At 60.4% G+C, this 17953-nt stretch carries 13 protein-coding genes and 1 pseudogene; 5 read left to right on the forward strand and 9 right to left on the reverse strand.

The features are described 5' to 3' along the window. Positions 1–82: 82 nt before the first annotated feature. The 6 genes from hmgB to KU306_RS01010 form a co-directional block, all read right to left on the reverse strand. Positions 83–1420: a hydroxymethylglutaryl-CoA synthase gene (gene hmgB / locus KU306_RS00985; RefSeq protein WP_258302595.1), complete on the reverse strand. Its 1338-nt coding sequence runs from the start codon at positions 1418–1420 to the stop codon at positions 83–85. A 63-nt stretch (positions 1421–1483) separates the two neighbouring features. Next, a complete protein-coding gene (locus KU306_RS00990; protein ID WP_258302596.1) occupies positions 1484–4375 on the reverse strand; it encodes a type IV pilin N-terminal domain-containing protein in 2892 nt (963 codons plus the stop codon). A gap of 129 nt (positions 4376–4504) precedes the next feature. Beyond that, entirely contained in the window at positions 4505–6079 is a 1575-nt protein-coding gene (locus tag KU306_RS00995) for a hypothetical protein (protein WP_258302597.1), read from the reverse strand. 87 nt (positions 6080–6166) lie between these two features. Continuing rightward, positions 6167–6754, reverse strand: a complete 588-nt coding sequence (locus tag KU306_RS01000) for a DUF2150 family protein (RefSeq protein WP_007542845.1) — start codon at positions 6752–6754, stop codon at positions 6167–6169. Positions 6755–6891: 137 nt separating this feature from the next. Continuing rightward, positions 6892–7740, reverse strand: coding sequence for a TatD family hydrolase (locus tag KU306_RS01005; protein WP_258302598.1), 849 nt, complete (start codon positions 7738–7740; stop codon positions 6892–6894). Positions 7741–7884: 144 nt separating this feature from the next. Next, positions 7885–8361, reverse strand: coding sequence for an NYN domain-containing protein (locus KU306_RS01010; protein ID WP_007542841.1), 477 nt, complete (start codon positions 8359–8361; stop codon positions 7885–7887). 219 nt (positions 8362–8580) lie between these two features. On the opposite strand from KU306_RS01010, the gene KU306_RS01015 reads away from it, so the two are divergent. The 3 genes from KU306_RS01015 (at position 8581) to KU306_RS01025 (ending at position 12323) form a co-directional block, all read left to right on the forward strand. Next, positions 8581–10149 (forward strand): S8 family serine peptidase, encoded by a 1569-nt coding sequence (locus tag KU306_RS01015; protein WP_007542839.1) that lies wholly within the window; start codon positions 8581–8583, stop codon positions 10147–10149. 255 nt (positions 10150–10404) lie between these two features. Further along, entirely contained in the window at positions 10405–11697 is a 1293-nt protein-coding gene (locus KU306_RS01020; protein ID WP_258302599.1) for an ATP-grasp domain-containing protein, read from the forward strand. A gap of 359 nt (positions 11698–12056) precedes the next feature. After that, complete coding sequence (locus tag KU306_RS01025; RefSeq protein WP_258302600.1) at positions 12057–12323, forward strand: DUF7999 family protein; 267 nt, start codon at positions 12057–12059, stop codon at positions 12321–12323. A 52-nt stretch (positions 12324–12375) separates the two neighbouring features. Here KU306_RS01025 and tuf read toward each other — a convergent pair whose 3' ends face one another. After that, on the reverse strand, positions 12376–13638 hold the full coding sequence (gene tuf / locus KU306_RS01030; protein WP_007542834.1) for a translation elongation factor EF-1 subunit alpha: 1263 nt from the start codon (positions 13636–13638) through the stop codon (positions 12376–12378). Between the two features lie 726 nt (positions 13639–14364). Here tuf and KU306_RS01035 point away from each other — a divergent pair. Next, a complete protein-coding gene (locus tag KU306_RS01035) occupies positions 14365–15621 on the forward strand; it encodes an aminoacyl--tRNA ligase-related protein (protein ID WP_258302601.1) in 1257 nt (418 codons plus the stop codon). 71 nt (positions 15622–15692) lie between these two features. Here the strand turns inward: KU306_RS01035 and KU306_RS01040 are convergent, their stop codons facing one another. After that, positions 15693–15824: a hypothetical protein gene (locus tag KU306_RS01040; protein WP_258302602.1), complete on the reverse strand. Its 132-nt coding sequence runs from the start codon at positions 15822–15824 to the stop codon at positions 15693–15695. 135 nt (positions 15825–15959) lie between these two features. Then, on the reverse strand, positions 15960–16949 hold the full coding sequence (locus tag KU306_RS01045; protein ID WP_258302603.1) for a glycine zipper family protein: 990 nt from the start codon (positions 16947–16949) through the stop codon (positions 15960–15962). Between the two features lie 93 nt (positions 16950–17042). On the opposite strand from KU306_RS01045, the pseudogene KU306_RS01050 reads away from it, so the two are divergent. Beyond that, positions 17043–17210: pseudogene (locus tag KU306_RS01050) on the forward strand (hypothetical protein); the annotation flags it as partial. Between the last annotated feature and the right edge of the window lie 743 nt (positions 17211–17953).

The following is a 17953-nucleotide window of genomic DNA, read 5'->3' on the forward strand; positions in this document are numbered from 1 at the left end:
CGCTACTCGACGTACTCGTATTTCCGAAGCGCCAGCGGGCGCTTCGTCTCCGCACTCACTTCGTTCGTGCGGACGGTTCCCGCTACTCCACGTACTCGTAGCGGCGCTCGTTCATCCGGCCCCACCCGGTGAAGACGAACTCGTCTTCGGGCTGGGTGAGTTCCTCGACTTCGACTTCCTTTTCGTGGTTGTGTACGTCGTGGATGAGTTCGTACTCGTCGAAGGTAATCTCCTTGCGCGCGGCGAGTTGCTCGTCCACGTTGAGCGCTTCGATTTCGTCGAGCCACGTCTCTTGGACGGTCTCGGCGTGAATCTCGGCCTGTGCGCCGGAGCCGTAGGAGCCGACGAGGAGCTTCTTGCCGACCATGTCCTTGCCCGCTTCGGCGGCGGCTTTCAGCGCCGACGCGCGGGCGATGTGGACCGAGCCAGTGTACCAGTTGCCGACGCGACTGGAGATGTCGAGCGTCGGCTCGATGACGCGACCGTACCAGTCGCGGTACTCCTCGGTCGTTTTCAGCTTGTCCATGTACGCGCGGATGGCCTCCTCGTAGTCGTCCCACGTCTCGAAGTCAGCCTCGCGCGGCTGGCGACCGATTTCCGATTCGAGGTCGTCCTCGATGTCGGTGTCGCGGGTCATGTGACGGAACCCGAGGAGTGCGGCCTTGCGCACCATGCCCGGGAAGGGCGTGTGGAACGGAATGTACTCGAAGAGGTCGGGGTGCGTGCGGCCCGCGACGCTCTCGTAATCTTCGAGCGCCTCGCGCATGCGTGCGAGGTACACCTGCATGGAGCGCTTGCCGTCGACCGAGGGGAACTGCTGGTTGGGCTTCAGGAAGTCCGTCTCGTCCATGCTGCCGTAGCCCTGCTCGGTCGAGAGTTCGACGAGGTCCGGGTCCTCGTCGATGAGCATCGCGACCGCACCGGCACCCTGCGTCGCCTCACCCGGGTCACCGCGCTCGTAGAGGGCGGTGTCGGTAGCGATGACGAGTGCCGCGCGCCCGCGGTTGCGACCGGCCTTAATCCAGTTGTACGCGTCGTCGAGACTCTGCGTCCCGGCGATGCAAGCGAACTTCCGCTCGCCTTTGTTGGCGTGGCGGAAGTCGCCCTCGAACACCTGTTCGAGACAGCCGGCGATGTACGTCGACACCGGCTTGGAGTTGTCGAACGCCGACTCGGTGGCCACGTCGATGCGGCCGATGTCTTCGGGCGTGAGGCCCTTTCGAACCATCAGGTTCTTCGCGGCGTTCGCACCCATGGTCACGATGTCCTCGTAGACGTCGGGGAACGACGACGTCTCCAGTCCGAGGCCTTTCGTGTACTTTTCCGGGTCTTCGCCCTTCACCGGCGCGAAGGTGTTAGGAAGGTCTAAAACGAGTTTCCCCGTCCAAATCTCGATGGCGTCGATGCCGACGGAAGTCATGGTCGGTGATACAAATCCGGGGGATAAGATTTTGTCGATGAGGAGTTACGTCGAACGTCGAAATTACGGGTCGGTCCCGTCGGCCGTGTCGGCCACGACCTGCTCGTCGACGACGATACCGTCGTTATCGACGACGCGGACGACGATGTCGTACGAATCGTCCTCGACGCCACCCCGTCGGTATCGTAACACGGCGTTCTTCTGCGTACTCGACTCGGTTCGAGTTGCCCACGAGTGGTCGTTGTTCTGGAAGACGACTTCGGTGCGAGAGAACTCGTCGTGGTCGTCGTCGACTTTGACTTTGACCTGATAGTCGCCGTTGTCTCGTTTGGTCTTGTCTTTGACCGAGACGCTCTCTATCGTCGGACTGGTCGGTTTGGTGAGCGTCCCCTTCTGCGACGGGTCGGTGCCGTCCGCAACGTCGACGATGGACTCTTCGGTGAGAAGCGTCCCGTCGGCGCGGTACGCGCGCACCGTGATTTCGTACGTGTCGCCCATGGTCCCGCCGTGGAAATACCACGCCGTTCCTCGGGTACCGGAAGTCCACAAGAGGCTATCAGACCACGTGTTGTCTCGGTTGTCGACAGCAACCTCGACCCAGCCGTTGGGGTCGGCGTTCGAGACGTCGTAGGAGATGTCGTACTCGGCGTTCGAATACTGACTCTGGTCTTCGAGACGAAGTCCGCGGATGGTTGGTTCGTTGTCCGAATCGTCTTCGCCGTCGGTGAAGGTGAACTGCGTTTCGTCGCTCGTCGTGCCGTCAGCCTCGACGTACTCGTACGTGACTCGGACGGTCACGTCTTCGTCGGAGAGGTCGATTTCACGGTTCCCGTTCGCGTCTCTGTATAGCGGGCCAAGTGTGACCGTGGCTTCCTCGTCCGGGTCGAGCGTGCGGTCAGAGACGGCCGAGGAGACGGGGTCCACAGTTGGAACCAACCGTGAGTCTGCGTCGAGTCGGTCGCGCGTCTCAGCGTCGTAGAGGAACTCGAATACACCAGTCAGGCGAGTCCAGTCTCCCGAGAGACTCCCGGCGAGGGCTGCCACGGTTTCGCCCGATGGGTCGTCGAACGGCCACCAGTCCTCTTCGACGTACACGTTGCCCGCACTGGTATCGACGATACTCACGCCGGTGATTCGAACCTCGTCTTCGGCGTCGTTTCGGATATCGAACCGAATGTGGTCTGCCTCTTCGTTGGGTCGACCTTGGGCACCGTTGCTTGCACCTGGGTTATCCTCGTCGTACCCGTCGCAGTCGTTCCCGTGGCCCCTGTTACGGTCGTTCGTCTGGCCGCACGTCGCGACGCCGGTCCCCGTGACGTATCGGAGCGTCCCCGCTCGGACGGTTTTCGTCACTGAATCCGACGCACTGCCGTCAGAGACGGTGACGCTCACGTCGTATTCGTCGCTCTCACCGTAGGTGTGGGTGACAGTCGGCGAGTCCGTCGTCTGTGTCGTTCCGTCGCCGAAGTCCCACTCGTAGCTGAGCGAATCGGACTGTCCGACCCCGAGACCGAGGTCGCCGTCTGAAGACGCACTCGCGTCGAACGCACAGGTGAGTCCCGTACAATCGGCGTCGAGTCGCGCCGTCGGCTGTTCGTTGTTCGCGAGCAGCGTGATGTTCACCGTGTCCGTGTCGCTGAGTCGCTCTTCGGTCGAGGATTCGGTGACGGTGAGTTGCACCGTAATCGTTCGGTTCTCGGCGAGAGACAGTGGTGAGACGGTGAGCGTGGGGGTGACGCTCCCCGAATTTGTCAGCGAGATGTGTTCGAGAATCGGGGCGCTATCGTTTTCGGCGACGGTCCACTCGTAGGAGAGTTCGTCGCCGTCGGGGTCGAAGCTTCCGGACCCATCGAGAGAGAACGTGAGGATGCCGCCGTTCCCAATCGTCGCCTGCACTCGCTGTCCGTCGATACGAGCGAATACGCCATCGTCCCGTGTCGTATCGAAGACTGGGCCTTCGATTCGGTCGGTATCGTCATCTTCGTCTCCGTCGTCTTCATCCCTATCGTCTTCATCCCTATCGTCGTCTTCGTTATCCTCGTCGCCATCGTCCTCGTCACTATCGTCGCCATCGTCACCATCGCCCTCATCGTCAGCACCTCCCTGGTCCTCTCCGGCGTCCGCTTCGGGCGGGCGGTTCAGACGTTCGACGACGAGCGTCGTCTGGTCGGTCGTTGTGTTGCCCTCGTCGTCTTCGACTTCGAGTTCGACAGTGAGTTCGTGGTCTCTATCGGTGATGTTCTGTTTGATCTCGACCACGGGCGTCTTGGACTCCGTCCCGCTGGTGAAGTCGAGTTGTGAGTCGGAGAGGCCGTCCCAGTCGACGATACGCCACTGGTAGGTCACGTCCCCCCCGTCGGGGTCCGTTCCGTCGCCAGAGAACTCAGCGGTCTCACCCTCTATCCCATCTATCGTTACCTGATTCCCGGCGTCGGCAGTCGGGTCTGTCTTCGCACCGGGGTTGCTCCCGCTTTCCTGCCCGACGCCGATTTCGGATTCGAGGTCTTCGTTCTCGTTGTCGATGACCACCTCGGTTCGGAAGACGACGCGGTCTCCGTCGTCATCGACCAGCAGGACCGTCACTACCTCTCCCGGGGGCTGGTTCCACTGTACGGCCGCTGTCTCCCCCGAATGGAACACCGCGTCGTCTCCTGTGAGGTTGGCGGCAGTGAGAGAGAACGTCTGTTCTCGGCTCTCGTTTCTGGCGATAACTCGGAGGTCGTCCGTCGAGAACGGGTCACCGCCGAGATGGTGAAGCTTGAGCGTCGATTGCGACACTGTCGCCCGGAAGTCCGCCGTCGCGACGGCCTCGGCGTTCGCGTCGCCCGCACCACCACTCTGGGTCTGCCCCATGTAGAACACGCCAAACGTACCGACCGAGAGGATGACGATGCCAACGAGTAGAATCGTCCCTATCTGTTCTACTTGTCCCCGCGTGTCGGCGTGCAATCGCATGGGTCCCCTCATGTCTTTTCAGTCCTCTGTGACTATCCCGTAGTAGAGAATGTCGCTACAGTGTGTAGTGGGGACAAGGATATGAACACTCCCCTTCGTTACCAAAGTTGAAAACACGAGTTCACCGGGTTAACCGGCGGTCTCGATCGTTTGGTCAGACCCGGTGTCCGTCCCATCGCCTGCGGTCACGCGAATAACATAGTCTTCGCCGTGTCCGCCATTTTCCCGGAGCGTCGTCGTCCGGGGCTGTCCGTCAGTGTACGAATTCACGGTCGTACTGTCCACGACAGACCCGTCTCGAATCAACTCGATGTCGACGCTCTGAACGCTGCCGTCGGAGTCCGTCGCGCTCCACGTCACGTCGAACTCGGCGTAGTCTTGCCCGTTACAGTTGTTCCCTCTACACTCGCTGTTGTCCGTGACGCTCTCGATGGTCGCACTCGGGGGGTCGTTGCCTCCGGTTCCACCCGACCCACCGGATGCCGACCGAACCGTGACGTCGAACTGCACGTCTTCGACGTTCTCCGGCGAGAACCCGGTGTTCAAGTCGTCGTAAGTTACGTTAATGAGGTCTTGGCCCCCGCTCGTCGTCGCGTTCGGTGCCTCGTAGGTGAAGACGAATCGGTCGTCGGCGTCGACGTACTCCATGCCATCGACGACGCCGTTGTGTTGCGACTCGGCTCTGACCGACGCCGTCGTCGGGTTGTTGAACTTGTCTCGGGCTTCGACCACGAACTGGTATCGCTGTTCTTCGGTCACGTATTCGAGTCGCTCGACATCCGTGAGATACTCCGTACTTGGGCTAGTGGCCCCACTCCCGAGGCCGACTTTCGCCATCCGAAGTTGGTAGGTCGTGTTGGATTCGAACGTCAATTTGACCGTCCCGTCTGGCCCCGGTTGAACGTTGCAGACGTACGCCGTCGCTTTCGTGTCCGTGTCACACGAGGGGTCGTAGTCGCCGGTCGCTTCGAGATTCGATTGCCACTCGGCGGCGCTGAGCCGCGTCGGAATGTCGACTTGAATTGGCTCGTCGCTCGTGTTGTTCGTCACCCGAATCGTCGTGGTGGCGGTGCTGAGTGCCTGTGGTGTGATGACCATGTTGCTCGCCGCCGCTCGGGACAGTTCCCCATCGACGACGACGACGAAGATATTCTTCTGGTCGACCGTCGCCTGATCGACGAGCGAGACGTTTCCGTTGTCGTATTGGTTGACGACCAGTGTGTTTTCGTACACTGTCGTCGGTGCGTCTTCGTATCGGGTGTATCCGGGTTCGTAGACGAGCGCTGACGTCTCGTACTCGTGGTCGGTTTCGCCGTCCCAGAAATCGTCAGTCTCGGGAGTGTCGTCACCGGGTGTCGACCCGACGTCCGCGAGCGCGTTCCGGACGGTGAGGGTTCCGAGTTGTTCGGTCCGTATCGTCCCCGTCGGAGGTGGTGGGTTGACGAACACCGTCCGCGGTTTGTACTGTGTCCCGAGCGAGACGACAGTCGGTGTGTGGGTACCCGACGACGCCGTCCGCAGAATCGACGCCCGGAGCTCTTGCATGTCGCTTTGCACCGCCCGACTGTGTTCGAACTCCGTCGCTCGGTTCTCTTGTGGGACGACCGTCGCCTGATAGACGGACATCGAGATGACGATAAACCCGAGCAAGAGGACAGCGCCGACCTGCGCTGCGACCCCGCGCCGGTCGTCCCAGAAATTCATCGTCCGTGTACGGGTAACAGACAAGTAAAAAGCCTCCCCTCCAGTTCTCACCGATTGAAAGGGAGAAACGAACGAGAGAGGCCGAGTTCAGTCTTCCTCTTCGACGACTTCGGGTTCCGCCAGTCCGCTCTGGAGGCTCTCGATGCCGTCGACCCACTCGGTCACGAGACCGAACTCGATGTCTTCGAGCACGTCGAGGTCGAGTTCCTCACCGGCGATGACGTTCGTGCCGACCTGCACGATGTAGCCGAGTGCAGCGTCGAGGTCGTCTGCTTCTTCGGCGTCCGCGGCGGCGACGATGTACGCCGACATCTCGTCTTCGAGCTCGGACGGACCTGCGACGAGGTACTCTTCGGCCGCGAAGAACGCACACGAGAGACTCGTCTGGACGCTTCCGATGAGAATCTCCGCTTCTTCGTTTTCGGATTCGAACTCGGGTTCCGCCATGACGATGTCGTGGACGGTCGCGAGTTCGTCGAGCGCTTCGTCTTCGTCGAGCGTGTCGTCGTCGTGCGCGGTCAGAATCTTGGCGATAGCGATGGCGGCGTCGTTCTGAATGTTCATCAGAAGCCGACCCGTCTCCTCGCTTTCGAGGTCCAGGTCTTCTTCTTCGACGCGCGTCAACCAGTTCTGCCAGCGTTCCGGGGAGTAGTATCGTTCCTCGGCCTCGGTCATACCTACACCCTCCCGTGCCGGACTCAAATGCCTTTCTTATCCTCTTGGCAACTGTGTGTGATTCGGAAGCGTGTGTTTCCGCGACAGGGGGCCTGAGCCGACTGTGTCTCTCGTTTCCCCGATTCTATGCGTCCGGGTTATCTGTCGAGCGTCGATTCGGTGTCGATGTCGTAGACGAGCGCCGGCGTCTCGACGTGCGCGTTTCGGACCGCGGTGTCGTGGCCCTCGTCGAGGAGCCAATCGACCCGCCGGGGCACCGTCTTCGGTCCCATCACCGCGCCGGGGCGGTTCGGGTCGTCGACGAAGTCGGTCTCCATGAGGAACGGGACGCCACGCTCGGCCGCCTCTTCGAGACGGTCTTTGTCGCTCATGACGCTCGGCGTGCCGCCGGTGAGGTGCCCCTGCGCGTAGTGCTTGACGACGCGCTCACGTGGGACGTCGCGCTCGTCGGCCCACTCGGCAACGTCCGAGAGGTCGGTCGTCGATTCCGTATGGAGTTGGAGCGCGCAGTCGCAGTCGGCGGCGAGGTCGAGTCCGTGTCTGAGAACTGCGTTCGAGGCGTCCCAGACGGCGTCGGTGACGTCGTAGTGCGGCCGACCTGATTTGAGTGCGAGCGCGTCGCCCGCGCGCACGTATTCGGCGGCGACATCCAGACCGGCGCACATGAGGTCGCGCGCGCCGGCCGGGTCGTAGCCGCGGTCGTCGACGAGTTTCGAGACGAGTCCGGGGTGGACACCGAGGACGGGCCACGCTGTGCCGTCGAGAAGTTCTGACGCTTCCCGAACAACGTCGATAGTCGTCTCGAAGACCGGCCGGAAGTCCTCGCCCGTCTCGACATCGTGTCCCAACAGCCACGACGGTTTGTTCACGACCAACAGGTGCGTGCCGCCGCTTCGAGCGAAGTCTTTCACCGCCTCTAACCCGCGACCGTGGTCCGGGTCGAGGTGGAGGTGGTTGTCCACGACCGGCGTATCGAACGTCTGCATGGTCGAGTGGTCGAGTGGAGCAGGAAAAAACGAACCGTTCGCGTGCGACTGCTCGGCGGTCGCGGTCGGTGGTGTGTCGTCGTCGCGGTCGGTGGTGTGTCGTCGTCGCGGTCGGTGGTGTGTCGTCGTCGCGGTCGGCAGTGCTCAGTCGTCGCTGTCGGAGAGTTCGTCGAGCGTCACGGCGTGGTTCGCCGCGTTTTGGAGTGCGTCCGACCGGCCGTAGCTTCCGGGGGCGATAGCGACCGTTCGGAGACCGTACTCGTTTGCGACTTCCAGTGCGGGCTTGAAATCGGTGTCTCGCGAGGCGACGGCGATAACGTCTGCGCGCCCGTCGGCCGCAAAGCGCGTGAGGTCGACCGCGAGTTTCACGTCCACGTCGCCGCTCGTGATGACGACTTCGAAACCGCGTGCCTCGGCCGCCTGAATGAGTCCCGGCGTGGCGTGCTCGTCGAGGTAGAGGCGCATCGCGCTCGTCTGGTCGCCGAGCGACCGCGCAGCGTTCCGAATATCGTCGAGGTCGACGTCGAACTCGTCGCGGAGGACGTTCGGCCCGTCCACGAAGAGGGCGACTCGTCCCGAGGGAAGGCCCTCAGGACCGAACAATCGCCGCAGGAGGTCCATACACAACCTCTCCCAGTTTCCGGTTTATACATTTCGAGCGAGTCTCCGGCAGTCGGGAACACGACACGCCGAACCCAATTGTTCGAATCTGACCAAAATCGTTATAGAATTTATTTAGGTTTATCGAGTTCTTCCAACTTCACCTTGAAGCCAATGGTGAAATCCGAATTTCAGTCAAGCTAACAAATATTGCCCTACCCCACTGAGCATTGTTTGCCCATGGCAGGCACACCGAACTTCGACAGACGAACGTTCCTGAAACTGTCCGCAGCTGCAGGTCTCGCCGGAATGGCTGGCGTGACCTCCGCGACGCCCGGACGCGAGCCCGGGCCGAAGAAAGACGAGATTCTCGTTGGTGTCTCCAAGACTGCCGACAGCCCGCAAGCGGCCGTCGAACAACACGTTCCGGGTAACGCCGAGGTTGTTCACGAAAACAAGTCGCTCAGCTACGCGGCAGTCAAGTTCCCCTCGAAGGCTCCCTCGCACGCTCGGGAGAACTTCATCGAGGCAATCACGAAGAAAGACGAAGTGAAGTACGCCGAAGAGAACGCGACGCTCGAAGCTCTCTATACGGCGAACGACCCCAAGTATGGCAGCCAGTATGCCCCACAGCAGGTCAACGCAGACACCGCGTGGGACACGACGCTCGGTAGCTCCAACGTGACTGTCGCCGTCGTCGACCAGGGCGTCATGTACGACCACCCCGACCTCTCCGCGCGGTTCGGGTCGGACAAAGGCCAAGACTTCGTCGACAACGACAACGACCCGTACCCGGACGTGCTCTCCGACGAGTACCACGGGACGCACGTCGCCGGCATCGCCGCCGGGACGACGGACAACAACGAGGGCGTCGGCGGCATCAGCAACTCGACGCTTCTCTCCGGGCGCGCACTCTCCGAGGGCGGCTCTGGTGCGACGAGTGACATCGCGGACGCCGTCGAGTGGGCCGCAGACCAGGGTGCAGACGTCATCAACCTCTCGCTGGGCGGTGGCGGCTACTCCTCGACGATGAAGAACGCCGTGACCTACGCGACCCAGCAGGGGTCGCTCGTCGTCGCCGCTGCCGGCAACGACGGTCGCCGCAACGTCTCCTACCCGGCCGCCTACAGCGAGTGTCTCGCTGTCTCGGCGCTCGACCCCGACGAGACGCTTGCGCGGTACTCCAACTACGGCGACGAAATCGACCTCGCCGCACCCGGTACCAACGTGCTCTCCTGCTGGACGACCAGCACCGAGTACAAGGAAATCTCCGGCACGTCGATGGCGACGCCCGTCGTCTCCGGCGTGGCCGGACTCGCACTCGACGTCTACGACCTCTCGCCGTCCGACCTTCGGAACCACCTGAAGAACACGGCGGTCGACGTCGGACTGAGCACCGCGAAGCAGGGTTCAGGCCGCGTCGACGCTGCCAACGCTGTCACCACTGACCCAGGAAGTGGCGGCGGCGGTGGTGGCGGTGGCGGCGGTGGGTCGACCACCACGACCATCGACGACTCGCTCTCGTCGAACGCCGATTCCGACTGCTGGTCCTACACGTGGGAGTACAGCTCCCCGTCCCAGGTCGTCGTCGAACTCAGTGGCCCGACCAACGCCGACTTCGACCTCTACGTCAACGAGGGCTCCGGCACGTGCCCCTCGACGAGCACCTACGACTACCGCTCGTGGACCACCGACAGCAACGAGCAGATTACCATCGACAACCCCGACACGTCGGCCGACCTCGCCATGATGGTCGACAGCTACTCGGGAAGTGGCAGCTACACGGTGACTATCACCGAGAAGGAGTAAGCACCACTCCAGCGGAGACGGCAGGCTGACGTCAGTCCCGCCGTCTCCGATTCCCGGCGAGCAGGTACCAGAATCACCACGTGGGAGCGTGGTGCTAGTGTCCATGACTGTGACATCTTCATGAGCACGGTGGGCCCGAATTCCCGCGCGCCATCACAGGCGAAAGCCCGTCGCTCGGGCTGACGCCTCTTGCGGACGAACGTCTCCCATCACAGGGCCCGACGTGCTGATACACCTTCGTCGCCTACGTCTCGTATGTCTGGGGACTCGGCGACAGTGACGGTTGGAATCCTGTCGTTTCACAATAGCCGCGAGACGAAGGCGATTAGCAACGCGGTTGCAGCAGTCGGCCACGACGCCGTCTGGCTCCACGAGGAGGCAATCGGCATCGACGTCTCGGAGACGGGTGTTGCATTCGAACCGGACGTAGACGTCGTCGTCAATCGACTCCTCCTTTCGAAGTCGTCGACACCGCTCGAAGACCTCTCTATCGCCAGTTGTTACGCCGCCGCGCGCCCCGTTCTCAACGACCCGCGAAACGTCCTCTTTTCAATCCACAAACACGCGACCGCGACACGCCTCGCGGCGGCTGACGTCCCGGTCCCGCACAGTTACCTCGCGACCGACGAAGCACATCTGAACGACGCGCGCTCGGCGTTCGAACTCCCGTTCGTCTACAAGACCGCCATCGGAACCAACGGCGGCGGAACCTGGTTAGTCGACCACGACAAGACGATTTCGCCGACGGTGGATGGTCGGCGTGCGTTCATCCAGACGTATCTCGACCCCGAAGACGGCGACCACCGCGACCTGCGCGTCTACATCGTGGGCGACGAAATCATCGGGGCTATGTATCGGTACGCTCCGGCAGGCGATTGGCGGACGAACGTCGCCCTCGGCGGGACAGTCGAAGACGCCACCGACGACCTGTCCCAACAGGCTGCTGGAATCGCACTCCGTGCAGTTCGAGCGCTCGGCCTCGACTACGCGGGCGTCGACCTCATCGAAGGACCAAACGGGTGGCTGGTCTTGGAGGTCAATCCGACGGCCGGGTTCCGCGGGCTCTTCCGAGCGACCGGGCGCTCTCCGGCGGTGTACATCGCCCGCCTCGCGCTCGAACGAGTTGGCCACACCATCGATGACGAGACAGTCGAGCGCCTGTCCCACGTCCTCGACGGGTCGCCCCCGGAAGACGCCCCGTCGTCAGTCCACGACGACCGTGTTCCAGTCGTCGGCTACGCAGAGCGCGTCACCGTCACGGGAATCAGTGGCTCGAAGGAAGTGCTGGCCCGCATCGACACGGGCGCGGCCAAGACGCGTATCGACGCGGCGCTCGCGACCGAAGTCGGCGCCGAACCACCGTCAGTCCTCGACGACGAGGACGCCCAACCGCAGGTCGACGTCGTCGTCGAACTCGCGGACCAGCGCCAGACCGTGACGGCTGTCCTCGTCGAAGACCCAGACGACCCACTCCACATCGGCCGCGACGTCCTGCGGAATTTCTACGTCGACGTTCGTCGCCGCGTCAAAGACGACTCGGACACCTAAACCGACCTTGCCATATCAAGCCTGTTCGTTATCCTTCGTTCCTTCATACATCCTTCCGAGCCCGGCCCTCCGTTGCTGACAGACCGTACTCGTGTGGCGTGTCGACTCCCACGACACCACCATTCTTCTGGATGGTGTCCACCCCGCGAGATGTCCCACTCCACCCATCCCACAATCGGTCGGAGAGCGGTATTCGTTCACGGAGCGGTTTCGGGTTCGACCCTTTCTGTCGGCCGTCGCACGTCCGCCACCACTCTGCAATTACAAATATGGGTATTCAGCACACAGAAAGACAACAATCGTCTCGTTTATTGGTTTTTGAGGCAGATTTATTGGCAATGTACCCGTGATTAACGACTATGTCCCAGACAATGGTGGTGGGGGAGCCGGAAGTGTACACGGTCGTTCGAGAAGTGAACGACCACGGAACAGCGACAGTCCGAGGGGACAACGGGTCGACCTATCACGTCGCGGCGTACGCCGACGAGATGCTTCGTTCGTACCTCGCAGACCACCGGCCCGGTGACAGGGTTCGAATGGACCTCGTGAGAGCAGGTGTCAGAGCGAACGTCTGGAAGGTGTCGGCACTCTACTCGGGAGAGCACGTCGCCGAGAGCAATCGCTAACTGCCCTGTGAGTGCGAGAAAATGGCTGAGTGAAGCGAGGCCGGCGATAGGCTCACTCGTTGACTTCGAGGACTTTGCCGGCCGCGATGGTTTGGCCCATGTCGCGGATGGCGAAGCTTCCGAGTTCGGCGATTTCTGACGACGGTTCGATGCTGAGTGGCTTCTGCGGCCGGAGCGTCACGATTGCGGCGTCGCCAGCCTTGATGAAGTCCGGATTCTCCTCTGCAACTTCGCCGGACGCCGGGTCGAGCTTCTGGTCGATTGATTCGAACGTACACGCGACCTGTGCCGTGTGGGCGTGGATGACCGGCGTGTACCCGGCGGTGATGACCGAGGGGTGCTGCATGACGACGATTTGCGCTTGGAAGGTCTTGGCGACCGACGGCGGGTCCTCGGCCGGGCCACAGACGTCCCCGCGGCGGATGTCGTCTTTGCCGACACCGCGAACGTTGAACCCCACGTTGTCACCGGGGCCTGCCTCCGGGACTTCCTCGTGGTGCATCTCGATGGTCTTGACCTCGCCGCCCGCATCCGAGGGCATGAACCGAACGTTGTCACCGGTTTTGAGCACTCCCGTCTCGACGCGGCCGACGGGAACTGTCCCAATACCGGAAATCGTGTACACGTCCTGAATCGGGACGCGAAGCGGTGCGTCGGTCGGCGGCGACGGTTCCGGAAGGTTGTTTAGCGACTCTAACACCGTCGGTCCATCGAACCACGACATGTTCTCCGAGTGCTCGGATATGTTGTCCCCCTCGAACGCGGAGATGGGGATGAAGTGGGCGTCGTCCGAGTCGAACCGGACCTGCTGGAGGAGTTGCTGAACCTCCTCTTTGACCTGTTTGTAGGTGTTTTCGCTGTAGTCGACGACGTCCATCTTGTTGACCCCGACGATGAGCGTCTCGATGCCCAGCGTCCGGGCGAGGAAGACGTGCTCGCGGGTCTGCGGCGCGACACCGTCGTCGGCGGCGACGACGAGAAGCGCGTGGTCCGCCTGCGACGCGCCCGTAATCATGTTCTTGACGAAGTCGCGGTGTCCGGGCGTGTCGACGATGGTGAAGTAGTACTTGTCCGTGTCGAACCGCTGGTGAGCGATGTCGATGGTGACGCCGCGCTCGCGCTCTTCGGCGAGGTTGTCCATCACGTACGCGAACTCGAATCCGGACTTCCCCTTTTCTTCAGCCTCTTCTCGATGCTGCTCGATGATGTGCTCGGGTATACTGCCTGTCTCGAACAGGAGTCGGCCGACGAGGGTCGATTTCCCGTGGTCGACGTGCCCGATGATGGCCAGGTTTTGGTGTGGTTTGTCTGCCATAGTATCCAGGGCGCTGTCGCCCGTTCTAGTTGAATATGACATCCAAGAGTATATCCGTTGTCCCGAAATGTACGCTGTGAGAACCTGAAATTCGGCGGTTTAGGTATATCAATTGAACTGATATTTCTTACAGAACATATGTTACTAGACACGATGTGTTAGAATTCCGACGTGCGATTGTCGGAGCAAGTACCAAGTGAGGTGTAACTGTCAGAAGTGACTGTTAGGGGTGGCCCTCACGTGAAACTGCCGAGCGTGACTGTCAGGGACTAATGGTCAAAGGACCGAAAACGAGTGCGCAAATTCACGCAATCAGATGCTTCGCATCGTTTCGGCCATCTCGGAGAAGGTGGCCGTGCGGCGGACTGCTGTCTGGCGAGCGGTGGTGTCGAGTTCGGAATTCTTTACAACTATCATAGTAACTAAGTCGCACTCTGGGTTGATAAATCTATCTGCGGTTGGCGGAACTGTTCGAGAACCCGAGATGACCAGGAGCACCACACCCGACTTCGACAGTAGTGTCACGGGGATTTAATAACAGGAACCGAGTCGTTCCGGTCGCATGACTCGAAGCAACCGAACCTGCATTCGAAGCCGTGAGTCGGACGTGGCTCACGGCTGGGTTCCGCGATAGTCGTATCGACGCTGTTTCTCCCCGAGTACTGACGAGCAGTTCACTGTCATCCGTCAAGTTCCACAGCACCCGCTACGCCCGAGGTGAGCGCAATGCGGCGTAGCGACGCGACCCTGTTCACCAGCCGCGAGACCGAAGGCTGGGAGAACGACGCTGTCGAACTCGCGGTACGTGCCGGACTCGTCAGACAGTTCGGAAGCGGCCTGTTCGGGTTCACACCCACGGGCGAGCGTGTCCGACAGAAGCTCATCACCCGAATCAGAACTGAGATGGACGCCATCGGTGGACAGGCCGTCAGCCTCCCCAGCCTCCAGTACAGCGACGTCTGGAGACAGAGCGGTCGCTGGGGGAGTTTCGAAGGTGAGATGTTCACCTTCGAAAACCGCGACGGGCAGGCGATGTGTCTCGCGCCCTCGCACGAGGAAGGAATCGTCCACCTCGTCGAGGGCACCGTTCGGTCCTACGAGGACGCTCCCCTCCTCCTGTATCAGGTCGAACGGAAACACCGCGACGACCATCCCCGAAACGGACTGCTCCGAACGAAGGAGTTCACGATGAAAGACGCCTACAGCCTCCACGCGACCGAAGCGTCGCTGGACGAGTGGTACGCTCGCGTCCGGGACGCCTACTGTCGCATCTTCGACGCGGTCGGGCTCGACTTCGTCGTCGTCGACGCGTCGAACAGCGTGATGGGTGGCTCGACTTCCGAGGAGTTCGTCGCCCCCGTCGAAACCGGGTCCGAGGAACTCGTCTACTGCCAGACTGACGGGTGTCGCGTCGGCGTCACCGACGAATCGCCCGGCACCACCCTCGGCGAAGGCGACACCTGCCCCGACTGCGGGGAGACCCTCGTCGCAGGCGAGGGCATCGAAGTCGGACACGTGTTCAAACTCGGGACGCGATACTCCAAGCCCGCCGACCTCACGCTCGACACGGTCGACGGCTCGAAGCGACTCGTCCAGATGGGAAGCTACGGAATCGGCGTCGAGCGCCTCCTCCACACGCTCGTCGAACAACACGGCGACGACGAGGGGCTTCGGTGGCCCGGCACCGACCACGGAAGCGTGGCTCCCTACGAGGTTTCGATTATCCCCCTCGAATACGAGGGTGACCTCGCGGACGCGGCCGACCGCATCTACGACGCGTGCGGTCGCGACGAGGTGCTTCTGTTCGACGACGATGCCCAGACTATCGGTGAGCGATTCGCCGAGAGCGACCTCCTCGGGATTCCCCGAAAGGTCGTCCTCGGGAACCGCTTCCGTGAGACGGGCGACGTCGAACTCGAAACGCGAGACGGCGAGACCCGATTCGTCGCGCCCGAGGTGGTTTCGGACGTGATCACCGGGTAGTCGTACCCTGGGAAACTCTCCCAGTCAGCCGCACCCACCACCTCGAATGACTACCGTAGATGGTGTCGGTATCAGAGGCCTGCTTTCAAGAGCGAGTCCGAGATGACCAGTGCGACCGTCGCTCCACCGAGAATCATCGTGACGACGACGAGAACGTCAGGAGCGCTGACGACGGTCGTAGCGACATCTTCGATCAACATCATTCCGAGGCCAACGAATAACCCAACAATTAGAGCGCTCAGTAGCGGATACTCGAAACCCTGATTAACCACCTCCCAGAAGTCGACTATCTCTTTTTTCATGATATGTTATTGCTTTACTCTGAGTTATTTATTAAACTAGTCTGAGATTTTGTACACATCCCGGTATCCAGTGGAGACTGAGACCCCATTTTCAAGATGAGCTCCTGGGATGTCACGAATCCCACCCACGTCAATACTAAGGAGGTCCTCATCTTCGTCCATGCATAAACCACTCACATATGGTTTGACAACTGGTGCGCAGGCACCAAATGCACATTTATCAATATCTCGGAACACAAACGAAGCGTTTGTTTTGTCTTTGAGCTCCTTAATCGCGAATCCAGCAATTCCACCAACTACCGTGCCGATTCCCGCTCCAACTCCTCCGGATATTGCAGCACCAACAATAGCTCCAAGAGTGCCTGAAACGATGACCTCGGTGAACTCACCAAGACTTTTTTCATAATCAATTGACCCACAGAATTGCCGATGGGGATTTTTGTTCTTTGTCGCGTCACAGTCCGTACCTTCTGGACTTTCAATATAATACACACCCAGCCGGTTAATTGACTCCTTTGTGCCTGCAGCAATCTCCTTCACGACGCTCTCTAGGAGGCCTTCTTCCTGGGTAGTGACTATTTTTGAATTAGAACTAGATTGCTTTGCAACGTCACGGAGGGGACCCCAGATGTCAGACTGTTTTGAATCCGTCTGAGAAATCGTAGTACCCCCGTCATTTGCTCTGCTCCCTTCTTCGTTGAAAACGGATGGTTGAATCTCTGATAGAATGTCATCAGAAATCCCGTACATAGTAAGGTTGTCACTATTTGAATCATCATCCTTTTTTAATCTATCATCTTCGTCAACTGGAACTGGGAGAATCGTTCCATCGATCTCTTTTGTCGTTTTGTTACGAGCAATTGAGACGGCATACTTTGTTCCATTCTCCACAGCCGTATCGATTCTTACCTCAACAGCCTCCTCTTCGTCAGAACCATTTGCAGATGCGAGTCCGGTGAGGGAAGTCAATCCAAGAGTGGTACCACTAACGCGGATGAATCTTCGTCGGTTTATCTTGTCAAACATCCAATTCATTATAGTTAGACAATTGATAAAAAATTGTGGCAGGGTTGTTAACTCCTGACGGAGTGTGGAAGTCGAGAACATGCTCCGTTGAATGACCAGACTATCAGTGAGCGATTCGCCGAGAGCGACCTCCTCGGGATTCCCCGAAAGGTCGTCCTCGGGAACCGCTTCCGTGAGACGGGCGACGTCGAACTCGCCGACAGCTTCGCGACCGACCCACAGAAAAACCGGCGGCGAGCGATCTTCGACCTAGGTAGCTAGCCGCATTCTGCTCTGCACTCACCTAGGTGACTAGGTGTCAGATTCGTGTCGGAGAAGAGCGTTAGTGCGGATACCGTCTGCACGGTGGACCACGAAACAGTGTTGTGGTGGGCACGACTCTGACCCAGTCTTCATGATGGGTGCCTCAGTCGTCTCAGTCTGGTGTGGGTCAGACTGGTCGTGGTGCACCTGTGTGGTCGGTTCGGTTGGGAGAGAAAACCATGAACTTCGACGAAATGCCCGGACAGTTCGGTGTGGGGAGGGCCGGCTCGTAATGAACACCTGTTACTCTGGGTCGGACGGACAGTATTACTCAGACGTCGAAATCTGGGAGCGATTAGAGGACGGAATCTGGCGCGTCTGTTGTTGGAACTCAGAGACGGGTGAAGAGTGGATGGAAACGGACGCCGGAGAACTCGTACACTTGGCTCCGGTTCCCAACGAACGGTCTCGACAGAGTACCCCCTCCGAATCGACATTCAACTGAGTGGGGTACTCAGGAGTTGGTAATTGGCTCTGCTCCGTTTTCAGAACTCGCCGTTGATGATGTCCGCGACGTCCTGGCGGTCGAATAGCTGCTCGCCGGCGGGTATGTCTGGGTACGGACCGCTCTCGTAGGTCGGCCACTCGACGAGTTCGTACACTCGTCCGAATCTTACACTGCCGAAGCGACGATACAACCAGCCGCTTTGCTCCGACTGGCTCGACGAAATCCGATTCTGTATTGCAGCATCTGGTTTATC

Source organism: Haloferax larsenii (assembly GCF_024730625.1).
GTDB classification, from domain to species: Archaea; Halobacteriota; Halobacteria; order Halobacteriales; family Haloferacaceae; genus Haloferax; species Haloferax larsenii.